General features: G+C 49.3%; 13 protein-coding genes and 7 tRNA genes. All 20 read left to right on the top strand.

Annotation, left to right across the window (positions count from 1 at the left end; genetic code table 11):
• The first annotated feature begins 180 nt into the window (after positions 1–180).
• The 20 genes from ACKX14_RS03580 (at position 181) to lonB (ending at position 15,505) form a co-directional block, all read left to right on the top strand.
• Complete coding sequence (locus ACKX14_RS03580) at positions 181–1,851, top strand: Na+/H+ antiporter NhaC family protein (protein ID WP_422444737.1); 1,671 nt, start codon at positions 181–183, stop codon at positions 1,849–1,851.
• Between the two features lie 239 nt (positions 1,852–2,090).
• The gene (locus tag ACKX14_RS03575) at positions 2,091–2,777 is read left to right on the top strand and encodes a redox-sensing transcriptional repressor Rex (RefSeq protein ID WP_422444735.1); all 687 of its coding nucleotides are present in this window, start codon (positions 2,091–2,093) and stop codon (positions 2,775–2,777) included.
• A 69-nt stretch (positions 2,778–2,846) separates the two neighbouring features.
• Positions 2,847–3,872: a GerMN domain-containing protein gene (locus ACKX14_RS03570; RefSeq protein ID WP_422444733.1), complete on the top strand. Its 1,026-nt coding sequence runs from the start codon at positions 2,847–2,849 to the stop codon at positions 3,870–3,872.
• 163 nt (positions 3,873–4,035) lie between these two features.
• Positions 4,036–5,961: an N-acetylmuramoyl-L-alanine amidase family protein gene (locus ACKX14_RS03565; protein WP_422444731.1), complete on the top strand. Its 1,926-nt coding sequence runs from the start codon at positions 4,036–4,038 to the stop codon at positions 5,959–5,961.
• A gap of 71 nt (positions 5,962–6,032) precedes the next feature.
• On the top strand, positions 6,033–6,554 hold the full coding sequence (locus ACKX14_RS03560) for a DUF2179 domain-containing protein (protein WP_422444729.1): 522 nt from the start codon (positions 6,033–6,035) through the stop codon (positions 6,552–6,554).
• Between the two features lie 85 nt (positions 6,555–6,639).
• Positions 6,640–7,644 (top strand): GerMN domain-containing protein, encoded by a 1,005-nt coding sequence (locus tag ACKX14_RS03555; protein ID WP_422444727.1) that lies wholly within the window; start codon positions 6,640–6,642, stop codon positions 7,642–7,644.
• Between the two features lie 54 nt (positions 7,645–7,698).
• Positions 7,699–8,436: a ribonuclease PH gene (gene rph, locus ACKX14_RS03550; RefSeq protein WP_422444913.1), complete on the top strand. Its 738-nt coding sequence runs from the start codon at positions 7,699–7,701 to the stop codon at positions 8,434–8,436.
• Positions 8,433–9,026: an XTP/dITP diphosphatase gene (locus ACKX14_RS03545; RefSeq protein WP_422444725.1), complete on the top strand. Its 594-nt coding sequence runs from the start codon at positions 8,433–8,435 to the stop codon at positions 9,024–9,026. Before rph ends, ACKX14_RS03545 begins: the two co-directional genes overlap by 4 nt.
• Positions 9,027–9,039: 13 nt before the next feature.
• The gene (locus ACKX14_RS03540) at positions 9,040–9,519 is read left to right on the top strand and encodes a metallophosphoesterase (protein WP_422444723.1); all 480 of its coding nucleotides are present in this window, start codon (positions 9,040–9,042) and stop codon (positions 9,517–9,519) included.
• A 117-nt stretch (positions 9,520–9,636) separates the two neighbouring features.
• A tRNA-Pro gene (locus ACKX14_RS03535) sits at positions 9,637–9,713 on the top strand.
• Position 9,714: 1 nt separating this feature from the next.
• Positions 9,715–9,791, top strand: a tRNA-Gly gene (locus ACKX14_RS03530).
• Positions 9,792–9,895: 104 nt separating this feature from the next.
• Positions 9,896–9,972: transfer RNA gene (locus ACKX14_RS03525), tRNA-Arg, on the top strand.
• Positions 9,973–9,978: 6 nt separating this feature from the next.
• Positions 9,979–10,055: transfer RNA gene (locus ACKX14_RS03520), tRNA-His, on the top strand.
• 78 nt (positions 10,056–10,133) lie between these two features.
• Positions 10,134–10,207: transfer RNA gene (locus ACKX14_RS03515), tRNA-Gln, on the top strand.
• A gap of 1 nt (position 10,208) precedes the next feature.
• A tRNA-Lys gene (locus tag ACKX14_RS03510) sits at positions 10,209–10,284 on the top strand.
• A gap of 1 nt (position 10,285) precedes the next feature.
• Positions 10,286–10,369: transfer RNA gene (locus ACKX14_RS03505), tRNA-Leu, on the top strand.
• Positions 10,370–10,475: 106 nt separating this feature from the next.
• Positions 10,476–11,825 carry a trigger factor gene (gene tig / locus ACKX14_RS03500; protein ID WP_422444721.1) on the top strand — a complete coding sequence of 450 codons (1,350 nt, stop codon included), beginning with the start codon at positions 10,476–10,478 and terminating at the stop codon, positions 11,823–11,825.
• A 47-nt stretch (positions 11,826–11,872) separates the two neighbouring features.
• Positions 11,873–12,457, top strand: coding sequence for an ATP-dependent Clp endopeptidase proteolytic subunit ClpP (clpP, locus tag ACKX14_RS03495; protein WP_422444719.1), 585 nt, complete (start codon positions 11,873–11,875; stop codon positions 12,455–12,457).
• Positions 12,458–12,479: 22 nt separating this feature from the next.
• On the top strand, positions 12,480–13,745 hold the full coding sequence (gene clpX, locus ACKX14_RS03490) for an ATP-dependent Clp protease ATP-binding subunit ClpX (RefSeq protein WP_422444717.1): 1,266 nt from the start codon (positions 12,480–12,482) through the stop codon (positions 13,743–13,745).
• A gap of 101 nt (positions 13,746–13,846) precedes the next feature.
• Positions 13,847–15,505, top strand: a complete 1,659-nt coding sequence (gene lonB, locus ACKX14_RS03485; protein ID WP_422444715.1) for an ATP-dependent protease LonB — start codon at positions 13,847–13,849, stop codon at positions 15,503–15,505.
• Positions 15,506–15,610 lie beyond the last annotated feature (105 nt).

Below are 15,610 nucleotides of genomic sequence, written 5' to 3'. Positions count from 1 at the left end.
ATTATTGTGCATGAGGGCGGCGCAATTTTGATTAAATACGCAATATTATAGTATTATCGAAACATACATAAATGGAATAATATTTGCAATATTATACTAACCAGGTGCACAAAACACCAAAGAGAGGGGGCATAGGTTAATAAAAATAATTAAAAACAATACTGTAAAGGGGGATTGACTTTGAGAATTGGAAAAGGACTGGTCTGGGGTATTATTATTTTATTAATCCTGTCATTTGCCATACCGGCATTTGGCGAAGGTGAAGCAAAAGAGGCAGAAAAACCGGCCCACTACGGTTTTCTGTCGCTGCTGCCTCCGGTTCTGGCCATCAGCCTGGCCATGATAACAAAAGAGGTCTTGAGCTCCCTTGTAATAGGCATAGGAGTTGGGGCGCTCACCCTTACCGGCGGCAACGTCCTGGAAGCCTTCAAAAAAGCTGTGGAGCTTTTGATAAACACCGCCGGAGATCCTTCGTGGAACTTCCGGGTGTTACTGTTCACGGTGCTGTTGGGGGCCATCATAGGAATGATATCCAGGGCCAACGGGCCCCAGGCTTTCGGACGCTGGGCTGAAAAACACATAAAGAGCAGAAGCCTTTCACTGTTTATAACATGGTGCCTTGGAGTTCTGATATTTATGGACGACTATTTCAACTGCATGACCGTGGGGACGGCTTTAAGGCCGGTGACCGACAGGTTCAAGGTTTCCAGGGCCAAGCTATCTTTCATAATAGATTCCACAGCCGCCCCGGTGTGCACGCTGGTTCCCGTTTCTACCTGGGTGGCTTATGTGGCCTCCCTTCTGGTACCTCTCTTTGAACAATATAAGTTGAATCTCAATCCATATACGGTTTACGTACAGATGATCCCGTACGACTTTTATCCCTGGCTGATTGTACTGATGGTGCTGATAACCTCGTTTACCAATCTGGAGTACGGCCCCATGGCGGTATCCGAGAGGAGAGCGCTGTCGGGGGAAGGCCTGTGGGATACGAATATAATGAAAAACCCTCCGGGGGATGAATTTGATAACCTCGAAAAGTCCGAAAAAGGTTCGGCCATAGATATGGTGGGCCCGCTGCTGGGGCTGATAGTTATTATGCTTCTGGCCATGGCATACAGCGGGGGATTTTTTGACGGCAAGGCCGGTTTCTTTACAGCCGTTATGAACAGCGACTCCGCCACATCGCTGGTGTGGGGCGCCACCATTACGGTCCTCCTTACCGCCATATTCTACTCCGTAAGGGGTGTAGTGAGGATTAAAGATTCTATGGAAGCGGTTATCCAGGGAGCCAAATCCATGATGGTGGCCCTGTTTATCCTGTCCCTGGCCTGGACCATAGGCAAAACCTGCCAAGAACTGGGTACCGGGGTATATGTATCCAGCATAATGTCCGGGACCTTCCCGGCCTGGGCGGTACCCTTCACAATATTTGTGCTTTCAGCGTTTATAGCCTTTTCTACCGGGACCTCATGGGGAACCTGGGCCATAATGATACCCATAGTGGTTCCGCTGGTGGTGGCCATGAAGATAAACATACTGCCGTGTATAGCCGCAGTCCTTTCCGGCGGGGTTTTCGGGGATCACTGTTCACCCATATCCGACACCACCATCATGTCATCCACCGGCGGCGCATGTCCGCACATAGAGCATGTAAACACCCAGCTGCCCTATGCCCTGACGGCCGCCGTCACTTCAGCGGTGGGATTTTTAATCCTGGGATTCTTCGACCACCCCTATGCGGTGTGGGTCATAACGATAGTGCTGTTTTTCGCCGTGGTTTACGTCATGCATAAAATCTGGACCGGAGAACCTCCTAAAAAGGCGCTTACTTCGGTTCAGGATAATTAAAAGGCGATGGCATGAAGAAATTTCAGACCGGACTGCGGTTTAAAAATTTTATTTAAGATTGAGCCGAAATGCGAATGAAGCGGCAGGTATTTTTACCTGCCTTTTTTATCCTTCCACCATCCCTTCCGCCGTCGACCTGGTTCAATATCATGAAGCGAAAAGGAGAAATGAAAAACTTTGACTGTATTGTAATGTTGTGATATATTTATGTTAAACTGGTAACAAGCCGGGTGATTTCGATGGAATCGGACGACATCAAAAAGGTCTCCATGGCGGTCATCAAGAGGTTGCCAAAATATCACCAGTGTCTCGGCAACCTGCTTAAGGACGGTGTAGAAAGGATATCATCCCAGGAATTGAGCCAGATTCTGGGGTTCACCGCTTCGCAGATAAGGCAGGACCTGAACAACTTTGGAGAATTTGGCCAGCAGGGCTACGGTTATAATGTAGAGCAGCTATACAATGAAATTGCAAAAATCCTAGGTTTGAACTACCCTCACAGGATGGTCATCATAGGGGCGGGCAATCTGGGCCAGGCGCTGGCCAATTATGAAGATTTCGAGGCCCACGGTTTTAAGATAATCGCCCTTTTTGATGTGAATCCAAGGCTTGTGGGGTTGAAGATTAGAGGTATACCCATTCTCGACGCCGCTGAAATGGACTATTACATAAATCGAAACGAAGTAGACATCGCCATTATAACCGTGCCCCAAGACAGGGCCCAGGAAGTTGCCGACATACTGGCCAGGACAGCGGTCAAAGGAATCTGGAATTTTTCCCCCGCTAAACTGGTGGTCCCCAAAAACATAGTGGTCGAAAATGTGCATTTGATAGAGAGCCTGTTCACCCTCAGTTACCGCATGAATGAAGAAAAGCTGCAGGAAAGAATTTTAAAACAAAAAATGAAAAAATTGCAAAACAGGTAGAAAAAATTCTTTTTTTATGGTAAAATTTAAATACCCAGGTATATTTTTCTTTAAAAGGAGGGCGGACCTGTGAATAGGGCAAGGCTTTTATTTGGGCTGACGCTGTGTGTGGCGGTCTTTGTACTGGCAGGCTGCGCCGAAAGCCCGGCGATAAACCAGGAGCCGCCCAAAGCCGGACCAGTCAGAAACAACTCCTCCATATATGAAGGCGAAGCCCGGGACAGGGTCCTGCTTTATTTTATTAAGGATAATTTTCTGGTTCCGGTGACCCTGGGTGTGGAACCCACAAGGGAACCGGGGAAAACGGCCTTATCGCTCCTTTTTTCGGAGGCGCCCGCAGGCTTCGAAAACAAGCTTTCCGGCGTAAAAATCAAAGGTTTCAGCATAGCCAACGATACCGCTACGATAGATGTGTCCGGGGAGTTTTTAAAGGGAGAGGAAGTCTCTTTTAGAAAAGCTCAACTGGTATTTACCTTGACTGAGTTTGACGACATCCACAAAGTCAGGATTTCGGTGGATGGGAAGCCGCTCGAGGATGTTCTGGAACGGCCGCAGTTTATAAATGTGGTGGAAAAAGATTCGGGCAAGCCGGTACCTATGGTGCCGGTGGATGAGAGCGGAGCCTATTCCTCCTATATTACCGTATATTACGCAGACAAGATGAAAGACTACATAGTCCCCGTGACGGTAAAATCTCAAAAAATTGTATCACAGGGCGGCGAAAACCACAGAGCGGCCGCACCGGCGCCCGAAGACAGGGCCAGAGCCGCTCTGGAGCTTTTAATCGAAGGGCCCGGAGGACTTACAAATCTGACCGGAATTTTTCCAAAGGATATCAAGATTAAAGATTTTTATATAAAAGACGGCATAGCGTATGTCGATGTGAGCAAGAATCTCATAACCAGGTTTGTGGATAAGGTGGACCAGGAAAAAATAGCGGTGGAATCGGTGGTACAGACTCTGACGAATATCGAAGACATAGAAAAAGTCCAGTTCCTCATCGACGGTAATGTGATGGGAACCATCACAGGACACACAAATATAAGTGCACCGATAAGCCGCATGAAGTTCTACAATTTCCAAAAAAAACAATGACAGGTGGTAAAGGATAATATGATTTTTAAGAAACCGGTTCTAAAGACCGGTTTTATTAATTTGTATTTTCAATTTCTTTACATTTATGTTACGTTTTCCAGTTTGGCAGGGATTTCACCTTTGCGGGTCGAAATAAATATTATTAATGCGGGAGGGTAATTATATGCTCAAGAGAATCGCACTCATATTTCTTGCAACATTTCTTTTCTTTATTCCGTCTCATGCAAAGGCGGCGCCAAAACCTGTTGAAATTTACATAAACGAGAAAAAAATCAATGCCGATGTGGCGCCCGTAATGGTGAACGGCCGCACTCTGGTGCCCCTGAGGGTGGTTTCCGAAAACCTTGGAGCCGAGGTTTTATGGGACAACGTCAAAAAAACGGTTACGGTAAAAGCCCCATCGAAAACGATTTTATTGAAGATAAACGATTCCAGAGCCCGCGTTGACGGGAGGGAAATAACCCTGGATGTACCTGCGAAAATAGTGAACAACAGAACCATGGTCCCCCTGAGATTTATAGGTGAAGCTCTGGGGGCGAAGGTATCCTGGGACAATGACGCCAAAAGGGTGATCATAACCAGGATAAGCGCCCGCATAGTGGATTTTTCCTATGAAGTTATCGGCGGCAGGAATTCTGTCGTAATAAGAGGGGATAGCCCCCTGGAATACGAAGCAAAGCAAGAAGAGTCGCAAAACCGCCTCGCGGTGGAGGTTAAAGCGCAACTGGCCACATCCGACGGCGCTCTTTACATATATGACGAGTTTATGGAAACGGCGGTTATTGAAAGTCTCCAGGAGGAACCGCCTCTTTCGCGGGTCGTTCTGGAAATCAAACCGGACGCGACCTTTCAAATAAGCCGGTCGGAAGATAAAAAGAGCATAATCATATCTTTTAATAATATGCTGCACAAAGTGGAGATTGACGACCGGGATGAAAAGGTGGCGGCCAAAATTTTCACCGTCAAACCTGCAGAGGTCAATTACTTTTTCCTGGCGGATCCGGACAGGTTGGTGCTCGATGTAAAAGGCGCGGTTCTCTCGGCAAAAACCCCGGAATTGCCCGAAAACGATTTTGTAAAAGATATCCGCCTCGGGCAGTTTTCGGTGAACCCTGATACGGTGAGGGTGGTCTTTGACCTGAAATCCGATGTAAACTACCAGGTATTCCAGGAAAAAAACGTTATATCTGTCGTTTTTTCCGGGCCTCAAACAGTGGAAGATCTGGACGTAAAAAGTGAAAACTACCGGACTGCTGTGGAAATTACCGCGAGCGGTGAAATCGGATATGAAATCAAAGAAGACGTGGCAAAAAAACAGCTTCGCATCGTTATACCGGGTGTGGCTGTCGACCAGAGCCTGCTGAAAAATGATAAAATAGATGTTTACGACGGTGTCATTGACTACATCGAACTTTCCAGGGTGAAGGACCTGAAAAATTACAACCTGCAGGTGGTAATAAACCTCAACCGCTTTACCGGCTACCAACTTTTGACAGCCCCCCCGTCTTCCAGGATCGAGCTTATCATCTATAAATCCCCCCTGCAAAATAAAATCATCGTCGTAGACCCGGGCCACGGGGGCAGCGATCCGGGTGCGGGAGCCGGCGGCGTTCAGGAAAAAGACCTGAACCTGGATATAGCCCTGAGGCTCAAAAAACTTCTGGAAGACGGCGGAGCAAAAGTCCTGATGACCAGGGATAAGGATATTTTTGTAAACCTCTATACCCGGGCCGGGATAGCCAACGAGGTGGGCGCCGACCTGTTCGTAAGCATCCACAATAATGCCAGTGAGAAACCGGACACTTCGGGGACTGAAACCCTTTATTATCCTGCACCGGAAAAGAAAGCCCTGGCCATGGCCATACAGAAAGCCGTTGTCCAGAGCCTGGGTCTCCCGGACAGAGGTATAGTGGAAAGGCCCGGACTGGTGGTAACGCGGGAAACCCGGATGCCGTCGGCCCTGGTGGAAGTCGCTTTTATGACCAACAAAAATGATCTTAAACTTTTAATGACAGAAGAATTCAGGCAAAAAGCCGCTGAAGGCATTGCCGGCGGGATAATAAACTATATAACCGGGCAGGGTCAATAGCCTCCGCACACATTGACACCAGTAAATGGTTTTGATATTATTACCTTGAGTCAACCGGAGGGGGGCAATATATGCTGTCACTTGTGGGGGGCTACCTGTTTATTTTTTTCGCCCGGGTTGTGGATGTCTCTCTGGCCACCATCAGGACTCTTATGATAGTAAGGGGGAACAGGCTCCAGGCGGCTCTTATAGGATTTTTCGAGGTTATAGTATACATAACCGCCTTGAACCAGGTGGTGGGAGGCTTGAACAAACCAGCCAACCTGCTGGCCTACGCCCTGGGGTTTGCCACGGGCAACTATGTGGGAAGCTATCTGGAGGAAAAACTTGCCATTGGCCTCACCACCGTGCAGATTATAACAAAGAATTCAAAATTATCCGAAGTATTACGTCAAAGAGGTTTCGGGGTTACCGTGCTGGAGGGCATGGGCAAGGAAGGTACGAGGCAGGTGCTGGTGATATCCCTTTCCAGGAAGCAACTGCCGGACCTTTTGGAACTGGTGGAGGTTCAGGACGAATCGGCTTTTATTACCATAATGGATACAAAGGCCACCAAAGGGGGATACTTTAAAGAGACCATGAAGGCCAAGTAACTTTTTTGAAGGGCTGAAAAATGGCATAAAAAACCTCTTCCTTAATATATATTTATTAGATTTATTATATAGAGGAGGTTTTTTTATGCCAAGAAGGGTAATCGTTCTGATAGCCATACTCGCCCTGATTTTAAGCATTTCGGGCTGCGGGCTTCTAAAGAGGGACCGCGGGGAAGAGGCCGTGCCACCTGCCGGGGAAGAGACTGCGGAGAAGGCTCAGGCCGGTATGAGAAAAACGGTGTTTTATTTCGCCAACGAGCATGACCTTCTGGTGCCCGTCACCAGAGAGATCCCGTGGGTGGAGGGCATCGGGAAAGCGGCCCTGGAGTGCCTGGTGAATACCCCCGAACTGGCGGCGCAGCTTCGGGATAAAGGTTTGAAACCGCCTTTGCCCGAAGGGACAAAGGTCCTGGGCATGACCATAAAGGACGGCCTGGCGAAGGTGGATTTTAGCCCTGAATTTTTAAACTCCCGGGATAAGACCGCCGAACAGAATGCCATAAACTCCGTGGTTTACACCCTTACCGAATTCCCCAGCGTGGAGAAGGTGCAGATTCTGATTGACGGCAAGCCTCTGAAAAAGTGCCCCAGGGGCACCGCCATAGCGGATGTACTTTATCGAGAAAAGATAAATCTTGAACCGGCCGGTGCCGCTGTAAAAGACGCCATGCCTGTTACGCTGTACTTTAAGGGCAGCAGCGCCGACGGCGCCTACGGTTATTTTGTACCGGTTACACGGATGGTAAAAAAAAGCGGCAATCCCATTCAAACGGCTCTGGAAGAACTCATAAAAGGACCTGCGGAAAACATGGGGCTGACGGGGCTCCTGCCGAAAGACACGAAGGTCCTAGAAGTAAGCCAGAACGGCGCCGAGGTAAACGTTAATTTTTCAAAAGAAATAGAGGGCTATGGCGGCGGCCAGGAAGTGGAACAGGATCTGGTAAATTCCATAGTGCTCACCGTATCCCAGTTCCCGGGGGTTGAGAAGGTGAGCCTGAAAGTGGAAGGCAGTGCGGGGGTTTTGCCCGAAGGTACAGTGCTTGACAACCCCATATTAAAGCCTCTTTATGTCAATCCCGAAAGTTTGTAGAAAGCCTTTACGTTCCTTGGGGAACCCCTTTTGATTCAAGAAAGGATGAGATTTTTGGCGAGAATTGACGGTAGAGCGAACGATGAAATAAGACCGGTAACCATTACCCGGAATTTTAACAAATATGCGGAGGGTTCGGTCCTCATTGAGACCGGAGATACAAAGGTGGTTTGCACCGCAACGGTGGATGAAAAAGTCCCGCCGTTTTTGAGAGGCAAGGGCCAGGGCTGGATTACCGCCGAGTATTCCATGCTGCCCAGGGCCACCGAAATCCGAAATGTGAGAGAGACTTTAAAACCCAGCGGCAGGACTATGGAAATCCAGAGGCTCATAGGCAGGGCGCTGCGGTCGGTGGTGGACCTTTCGGGCCTGGGGGAAAGGACCATATGGCTTGACTGCGACGTGCTCCAGGCCGACGGCGGCACCAGGACAGCCTCCATCACAGGGGCCTTCCTGGCCATGGTTGACGCCATGAAGTTTTTAAAAGACAACAAGGCTATAGAGACCATTCCCATAAACAGTTTTGTGGCGGCTGTAAGCGTCGGCATCGTGGACGGGGAAAAAATGCTAGACCTCAGGTTCCATGAAGACTCTAAGGCTCAGGTGGATATGAATGTGGTTATGACCGACAGGGGTCAGATAGTGGAGATACAGGGAACGGGCGAAGCGTTCCCCTTTACCCGTCAGGATCTGGACGAGATGCTGGACCTGGCCCAGAAGGGCATATACGAACTTATAGATATACAGAAAAAAATCATTCCCTACGCCGTGGGCGAGGTAGGTCAGAAATGAAAATCCTTGTCATTGCCACAAAAAACAGGGGAAAACTCGCTGAGTTTAAAGAATTGTTAGGCGAATGGCCTCTTGAAATAAAATCGCTTCTGGATTTTCCCAAAATCGAGATTTGCGAGAAAGGGTCAACCTTCGAAGAAAACGCCGCCTTGAAGGCAAGGATCGTCGCCGGGGAAACGGGTTTCGCCGCCGTGGGGGACGATTCGGGCCTTGAAGTTAAAGCCCTGGGCGGCAGGCCCGGCATTTATACCGCCCGCTATGCGGGCCCCGACGCCACCGATGAGGAAAACATACAAAAACTGCTTTTTGAAATGAAAGATCTCCCGCGGGAGCAAAGGCAGGCTCGCTTCGTGTGCAGCCTGGCTCTTGCTTTTCCGGACGGGAAAATTTTTATAGAAAGCGGCTTGCTGGAAGGGTTTATAGATTTTGAGCCCAAAGGCGCGAACGGATTCGGCTACGACCCCGTTTTTTACCTGCCCGGTTATGGCAAAACGCTCGCACAGATCCCGGAGGAGGAAAAAAACCGGATAAGCCACCGGGCGAAAGCGGTGGAAAAAATTAAAAAATACCTGTCTCTTTACACCGGTTAGGGGAGGCTTATTGTTGAAAATCGGAGTATTGAGCGACACTCACGGGCTTCTGTACATGGCGGAAAAGGCCGTTGAAAAATTGGGGGATGTGGACGCAATATTTCATGCGGGGGATCTCGCAGCCGACGCCAGGCGCCTGGAAGAAACCTATAAAATCAAGGTCTACAGCGTTTCAGGCAATTGCGACGCGAATTCACCGGAACCCGGAGAGAAGGTGCTTGAAGTTGGTGGGAAAAAGATCCTGCTCACCCACGGGCACCTTTACGGCGTGAAATTCGGATATGAAAGGCTTTATTCCAGGGCGAAAAACATTTCCGCCGACGTGGTGGTCTTCGGACACACTCACCGCCCGGAAAACGCCTGCTATCAAGACATTTTGTTTTTTAACCCCGGCAGCACCTCACTTCCCAGAGGGGGTGCTGGCACGTACGGCATTCTGGAGATTGAAAATGGGGTGGTAAGAGCGCGGATCAATGTGATTAATTCACCATAGGCTCACCTACTTGACTTTCGATTTAAACTACTTTAAAATTAAAGAGTAACGTGATATAAAAAACTCTCTTGACGCGATTTTCTATTTAATGTATACTATAGAATGTCTTTGTGGGGACGGGGCATAGCGCAGTTTGGTAGCGCACATGGTTTGGGACCATGGAGTCGGGGGTTCAAATCCCTCTGCCCCGACCATGCGGGAGTAGCTCAGCTGGCTAGAGCACCAGCCTTCCAAGCTGGGTGTCGCGGGTTCGAATCCCGTTTCCCGCTCCAATGCGATTGCGATGTGAGAAGTGTGGAGTGAGAATAGAAGGCTTTTGCGGGAGGCCGCTTCCCTACAGTCTCCCATCAAGCTTCACACCTCACACTTCCGGTGTGCGCCCGTAGCTCAGCAGGATAGAGCAACGGACTTCTAATCCGTGGGTCAGAGGTTCGAATCCCCTCGGGCGCGCCATACATGGTGGATATAGTTCAGTTGGTTAGAACGCCAGATTGTGGCTCTGGAGGTCGTGGGTTCGAGTCCCACTATCCACCCCATAATTTGATGCGTGAAATGAGATACAGTAAGTCCGATTTTTTGTTTGTTATCACGACAAAAACCTTACAGCACTCGATTGGGGCGTAGCCAAGCGGTAAGGCACGGGACTTTGGATCCTGTATCGTAGGTTCGAATCCTGCCGCCCCAGCCACGGGCCATTAGCTCAGGTGGCAGAGCACCTGACTTTTAATCAGGGTGTCGGAGGTTCGAGTCCTCCATGGCTCACCATGCGGGCATGGCGGAACTGGCAGACGCGCCAGACTTAGGATCTGGTGGTTATCCCGTGGAGGTTCAAATCCTCTTGCCCGCACCATACATAGGATTTCAGACCTCGGTGTATGCCGAGGTGTTGTTTTATAACGGCTGTTTAAACTTAGGCCTTAACCCGGATTTTATTTCGCTGTTTGAGGAGGAGCATAATGAAAGTCAATCTGGAAAAAATAGAAAATAACACTGCGGTATTAAAGCTCGAGGTGGATGAAGAACAATTTGAGAAGGCCCTGGAACAGGCTTACAGGAAAAACGTAAGGCGTTTCGCCATACCGGGCTTCAGAAGAGGCAAAGCCCCCCGGCGGCTGATAGAGCTGCACTACGGGCCGGAGGTCTTTTACGAAGACGCGGCGGAAATAGTCCTGCCCGAGGCTTATAAAAGGGCCGTTGAAGAACACCATCTCGAACCGGTGGACCAGCCCAGATTTGACATCCAGCAGATTGAAAAGGGCAAGCCCCTGATTGCAAAGGCGGAGGTCGTGGTAAAACCGGAAGTAAAATTAAAAGAATACATGGGATTAGAAGTGGAAAAAGTGGTGTATAATGTAACTGAGGAGGATGTGGAAAGGGAATTAAAAGCCATCCAGGAAAAAAACGCCAGGCTTGTGGCCGTTGAAGACAGGCCCGCCCGGAAAGGCGACATAGCGGTGATAGACTTTGAGGGCTTTATCGACGGCAAACCCTTTGAAGGGGGTAAAGCTGAAAATTACCAGCTTGAACTGGGTTCAGGGGTTTTTATCGACGGTTTTGAAGATCAGATAGAGGGCATGTCTTCAGGCGAAAAAAAGGAAATAAAGGTTGTGTTCCCCCAGGACTACAAGGTAACGGAACTGGCCGGCAAGGAAGCGGTATTTACGGTCACTTTAAAAGAAATAAAGAAAAAGGAACTTTCGCCCATAGATGATGAATTCGCCAAGGACGTAAGTGAGTTTGAGACGCTGCAGGAATTGAAGGACGATATAAAGAATAAATTAGAACAGAGGGCGAAATCCATTGAAGAAGGTTCTTTGAAAAGTTCCATTCTCGATAAATTGATGCAGGCCGCCGAGGTCGAGATACCCCACGTCATGATAGACAGGGAAGTGGAACGTCTCATCATGGATTTTGCTGTAAATCTGAAGATGAGGGGTATTGATCTAAAGACATATCTGGAGGCGGCCAGGATCACTCCCGAAGAATTCAGGGCCAGATTTCATGAAAGAGCCCACGCCAATGTAAAATCGTCCCTCATTCTGGAGGCTGTAGCCAAAAAAGAGAACATCACCGTCAGCGATGAAGAGGTGGACGCTGAGATCCAGAAATACGCCGGTCTTGTCAATAAGCCGGCGGAAGAGTACAAAAAAAATTTAAAACCGGAAGACATAGCCGGCATTAAAGATACGATCCTCACCAGGAAAATTTTCGATTTCCTTATTGCCAATGCAAAGATTACCGAGAAAAAAGCTGAAAATCTACAGCAAAACCCCGACGAATCAGATAAAGTCGAATCAAATAAATAGGGCATTTTCTGCCGGGGGTCGATAAAAAAACTAAGGAGGTTTTTAACGTGAGTCTTGTGCCTATTGTGGTGGAACAGACCAACAGGGGGGAAAGGGCTTACGATATATACTCGAGGCTTTTAAAAGAGCGCATCGTATTTATAGGCACTCCTATAGACGATACGGTGGCAAGCCTTGTAATTGCCCAGATGCTTTACCTTGAATCCGAGGACCCCGACAAAGACATATACTTATATATAAACAGCCCCGGCGGCTCGGTCACCGCAGGGCTCGCCATTTACGACACCATGCAGTACATCAAGCCGAAAGTTTCCACCATGTGCATGGGCCTTGCGGCGAGCATGGGCGCCGTACTCCTGGCGGCCGGAGCCGAGGGCAAGCGCTACGCCCTTCCGAATTCCCGAATAATGATACATCAGCCGTGGGGCGGCGTGCAGGGGAAGGCCGTGGACATAGAGACCCATGCCAGAGAAATCCTGCGTTTGCGGGAACTGCTTAACGAAATACTGGCGAAGCACACAAAACAACCTATAGAAAGGATTGAGAAGGATACGGACAGGGATTACTTCATGTCATCACAGGAGGCTCTGGAATACGGCCTTATTGACGAGGTGATCCACAAGAGGAAATAAGCCCGAAAGGAGAGTGACAGGGATGTTTAAGTTCAGTGACGAGAAGGGCCAGCTTAAGTGTTCCTTTTGCGGCAAAACCCAGGATCAGGTGCGAAAACTGGTGGCCGGTCCCGGCGTTTATATATGCGACGAGTGTATAGAGCTCTGCAATGAGATAATTGAGGAAGAATTCGGCGAAGACACAGAGATGGATTTCACCGACATCCCGAAACCTCATGAAATCAAGCAGATTCTCGACCAGTACGTCATAGGTCAGGAGCAGGCCAAGAAGATTCTTTCCGTAGCGGTGTACAACCACTACAAGCGCATCAATTCCGATGTGAAGATGGATGATGTGGAGCTCCAGAAAAGCAATATCATCATGCTCGGGCCCACGGGAAGCGGCAAAACTCTGCTTGCCCAAACCCTGGCGAAAATCCTGAATGTGCCCTTTGCCATAGCCGACGCTACATCCCTTACAGAAGCGGGCTATGTGGGGGAGGATGTGGAAAATATACTTTTAAAACTGATCCAGGCCGCCGATTACGACGTAGAGAAAGCCGAAAAAGGCATCGTATACATCGATGAAATAGATAAGATCGCCCGCAAGTCGGAAAACCCTTCCATTACCAGGGATGTGTCGGGCGAGGGAGTGCAGCAGGCCCTTTTAAAAATACTTGAAGGCACCATAGCCAGCGTTCCTCCGCAAGGCGGGCGCAAACACCCTCATCAGGAGTTTATCCAGATCGACACCACCAACATACTGTTCATATGCGGAGGGGCTTTTGAAGGTATCGACAAGATCATAAGAAACCGGATAGGCAAGAAATCAATAGGATTCGGAGCGGAGATTCACAGTCAGGAAGAAAAAAATGTTGGAGAAATACTGAAACACCTGATGCCTGAAGACCTGCTGAAATACGGCATGATACCTGAATTTGTGGGAAGAGTCCCGATAGTGGTTACTCTGGATGCCCTGGATGAAAAAGCCCTTATAAGGATTTTAAAAGAACCCAAGAACGCACTGGTAAAGCAGTATCAAAAGCTGTTTGAGATGGATAACGTGCAGCTGGAGTTTACCGACGAAGCGCTGGTGGTAATAGCTCAGGAGGCGATAAAGCGCAAAACCGGAGCCCGGGGGCTCAGGGCCATTCTGGAAGAAGTTATGCTTGAGGTCATGTATGAAATACCGCGCAGGAGCGATATAGCAAAGTGCGTGGTGACAAAAGAAGTGGTGTTAAACCGGGAGGAGCCCATCATCGTGACCGCGGAACGTAAGAAAGGAAAAAAGAAAGAAGTTACCGCATAAGTGCAGCACTGCTGCACTTTTTTTACTTCCCTTTCCAGGATAAATTGGTGCCTCACGGTTATAATAAAATATGCCTGAAGTTCGGGAAGGGAGGAAAACAAATGAACGTCACGATTAACATATTAAGCCTGATACAGATATTTTTTGCCATTGTCATAGGGCTTTATTTTTTAAATATGCTGAAAAACCAGCAGGGGAGCAGAGTGGCGGTGGACAGAGAATCGCGCAGGGAAATGGAAAAACTTCAGCGGATGAGGGAGATTTCCCTGACCCAGCCCCTGGCGGAAAAAACCCGCCCTTCGAATTTTGATGAAATAATCGGTCAGTCGGAAGGCCTGAAAGCACTCCGGGCTGCGCTGTGCGGCCCCAACCCCCAGCATGTGATAATCTACGGGCCGCCCGGCATAGGCAAAACCGCCGCCGCGAGACTGGTGCTGGAAGAAGCCAAGCGTACCCCCGGCTCTCCTTTTAAACCCGACGCCAGGTTCGTAGAGGTGGACGCCACCATCGCCAGATTTGACGAAAGGGGAATAGCGGATCCCCTGATAGGGTCGGTGCACGACCCCATCTACCAGGGGGCCGGGCCTCTGGGCATCGCCGGTATACCGCAGCCCAAGCCCGGCGCGGTTACCAAAGCTCACGGAGGGGTGCTCTTCATCGATGAAATAGGGGAACTGCATCCCATACAGATGAACAAGCTCCTGAAGGTGCTGGAAGACCGCAAGGTCTTCCTGGAAAGCGCCTACTACAGCAGCGAGGACACCAACATCCCCCGCCACATTCATGACATTTTTCAAAACGGCCTGCCGGCGGATTTCAGGCTGATTGGCGCCACCACAAGGACTCCCGAAGAAATCCCCCCGGCCATACGCTCAAGGTGTCTGGAAATATTTTTTCAGCCGCTTTCGGCGGAAGATATCGGCAGGATAGCCAAAAACGCCGTTAAAAAGATAGACTTTGATATGGACGATTATTCATTGAATATAATAAAAAAATACGCCACCAACGGCCGGGAAGCGGTGAACATCATCCAGATGGCCGCGGGCCTCGCCATGACCGAAAAGCGGAGGAAGATAGAGGCGAGAGATGTGGAATGGGTCATAAACAGCGGCCAGTACCCGCCGAGGCCCGAAAAGAAGATAAACCCGGCGCCCCAGGTGGGGCTTGCCAACGGCCTGGCGGTATACGGCCCCAACATGGGCATACTTCTCGAGATAGAGTCTACGGCCATTTTGACCGAAAAAGGCCGGGGGTCTTTATCGGTAACCGGTGTTGTGGAAGAAGAAGAAATGGGGGGCAATATCCACAGAATGCGGCGGCGGGGCACTGCCAGAGGCTCCGTGGACAATGTGATGACGGTCCTGAGAAAGTACCTCGGGGTGGACCCCAGGGATTACGATATCCATCTGAATTTCCCCGGAGGCATCCCTATCGACGGCCCGTCGGCGGGCATTACCATTGCCACAGCCGTGTATTCTTCCATTGTAAACATACCGGTAAACAATGAAGTGGCCATGACCGGGGAGCTTTCCATCAGGGGTTACGTAAAGCCCGTCGGCGGCGTTGTGCCCAAAATTGAAGCCGCCCGGAGGGCCGGCGTAAAAACTGTGATAATCCCCAAAGAAAACTGGCAGGAAACCTTTAAGACGCTGGACCTGAAGGTTATCGCCGTGGATAGGATAGAGGAAGTGATTGAGAATGCCCTGCTCTCCACCAGCTATACCACCGGCAAAAACATTTTATCGGCCCGGAGCTCATAATATTTTTTTTTAGGGGGAGGAATTGAAGGAGTTTTATCGAATCAATTATAGAAATAAAATTTTTAAAGCTGATTCAGATTCTGCAGTTCGGCTAATATATTTTCA

It is taken from the genome of Thermorhabdus hydrogeniformans (assembly GCF_049310025.1).
Classification (GTDB): domain Bacteria; phylum Bacillota; class Thermosediminibacteria; order Thermosediminibacterales; family Tepidanaerobacteraceae; genus JBJYKD01.
Note: the sequence above shows the minus strand (reverse complement) of the source record. Positions and strands in the feature narration are given on the sequence as shown.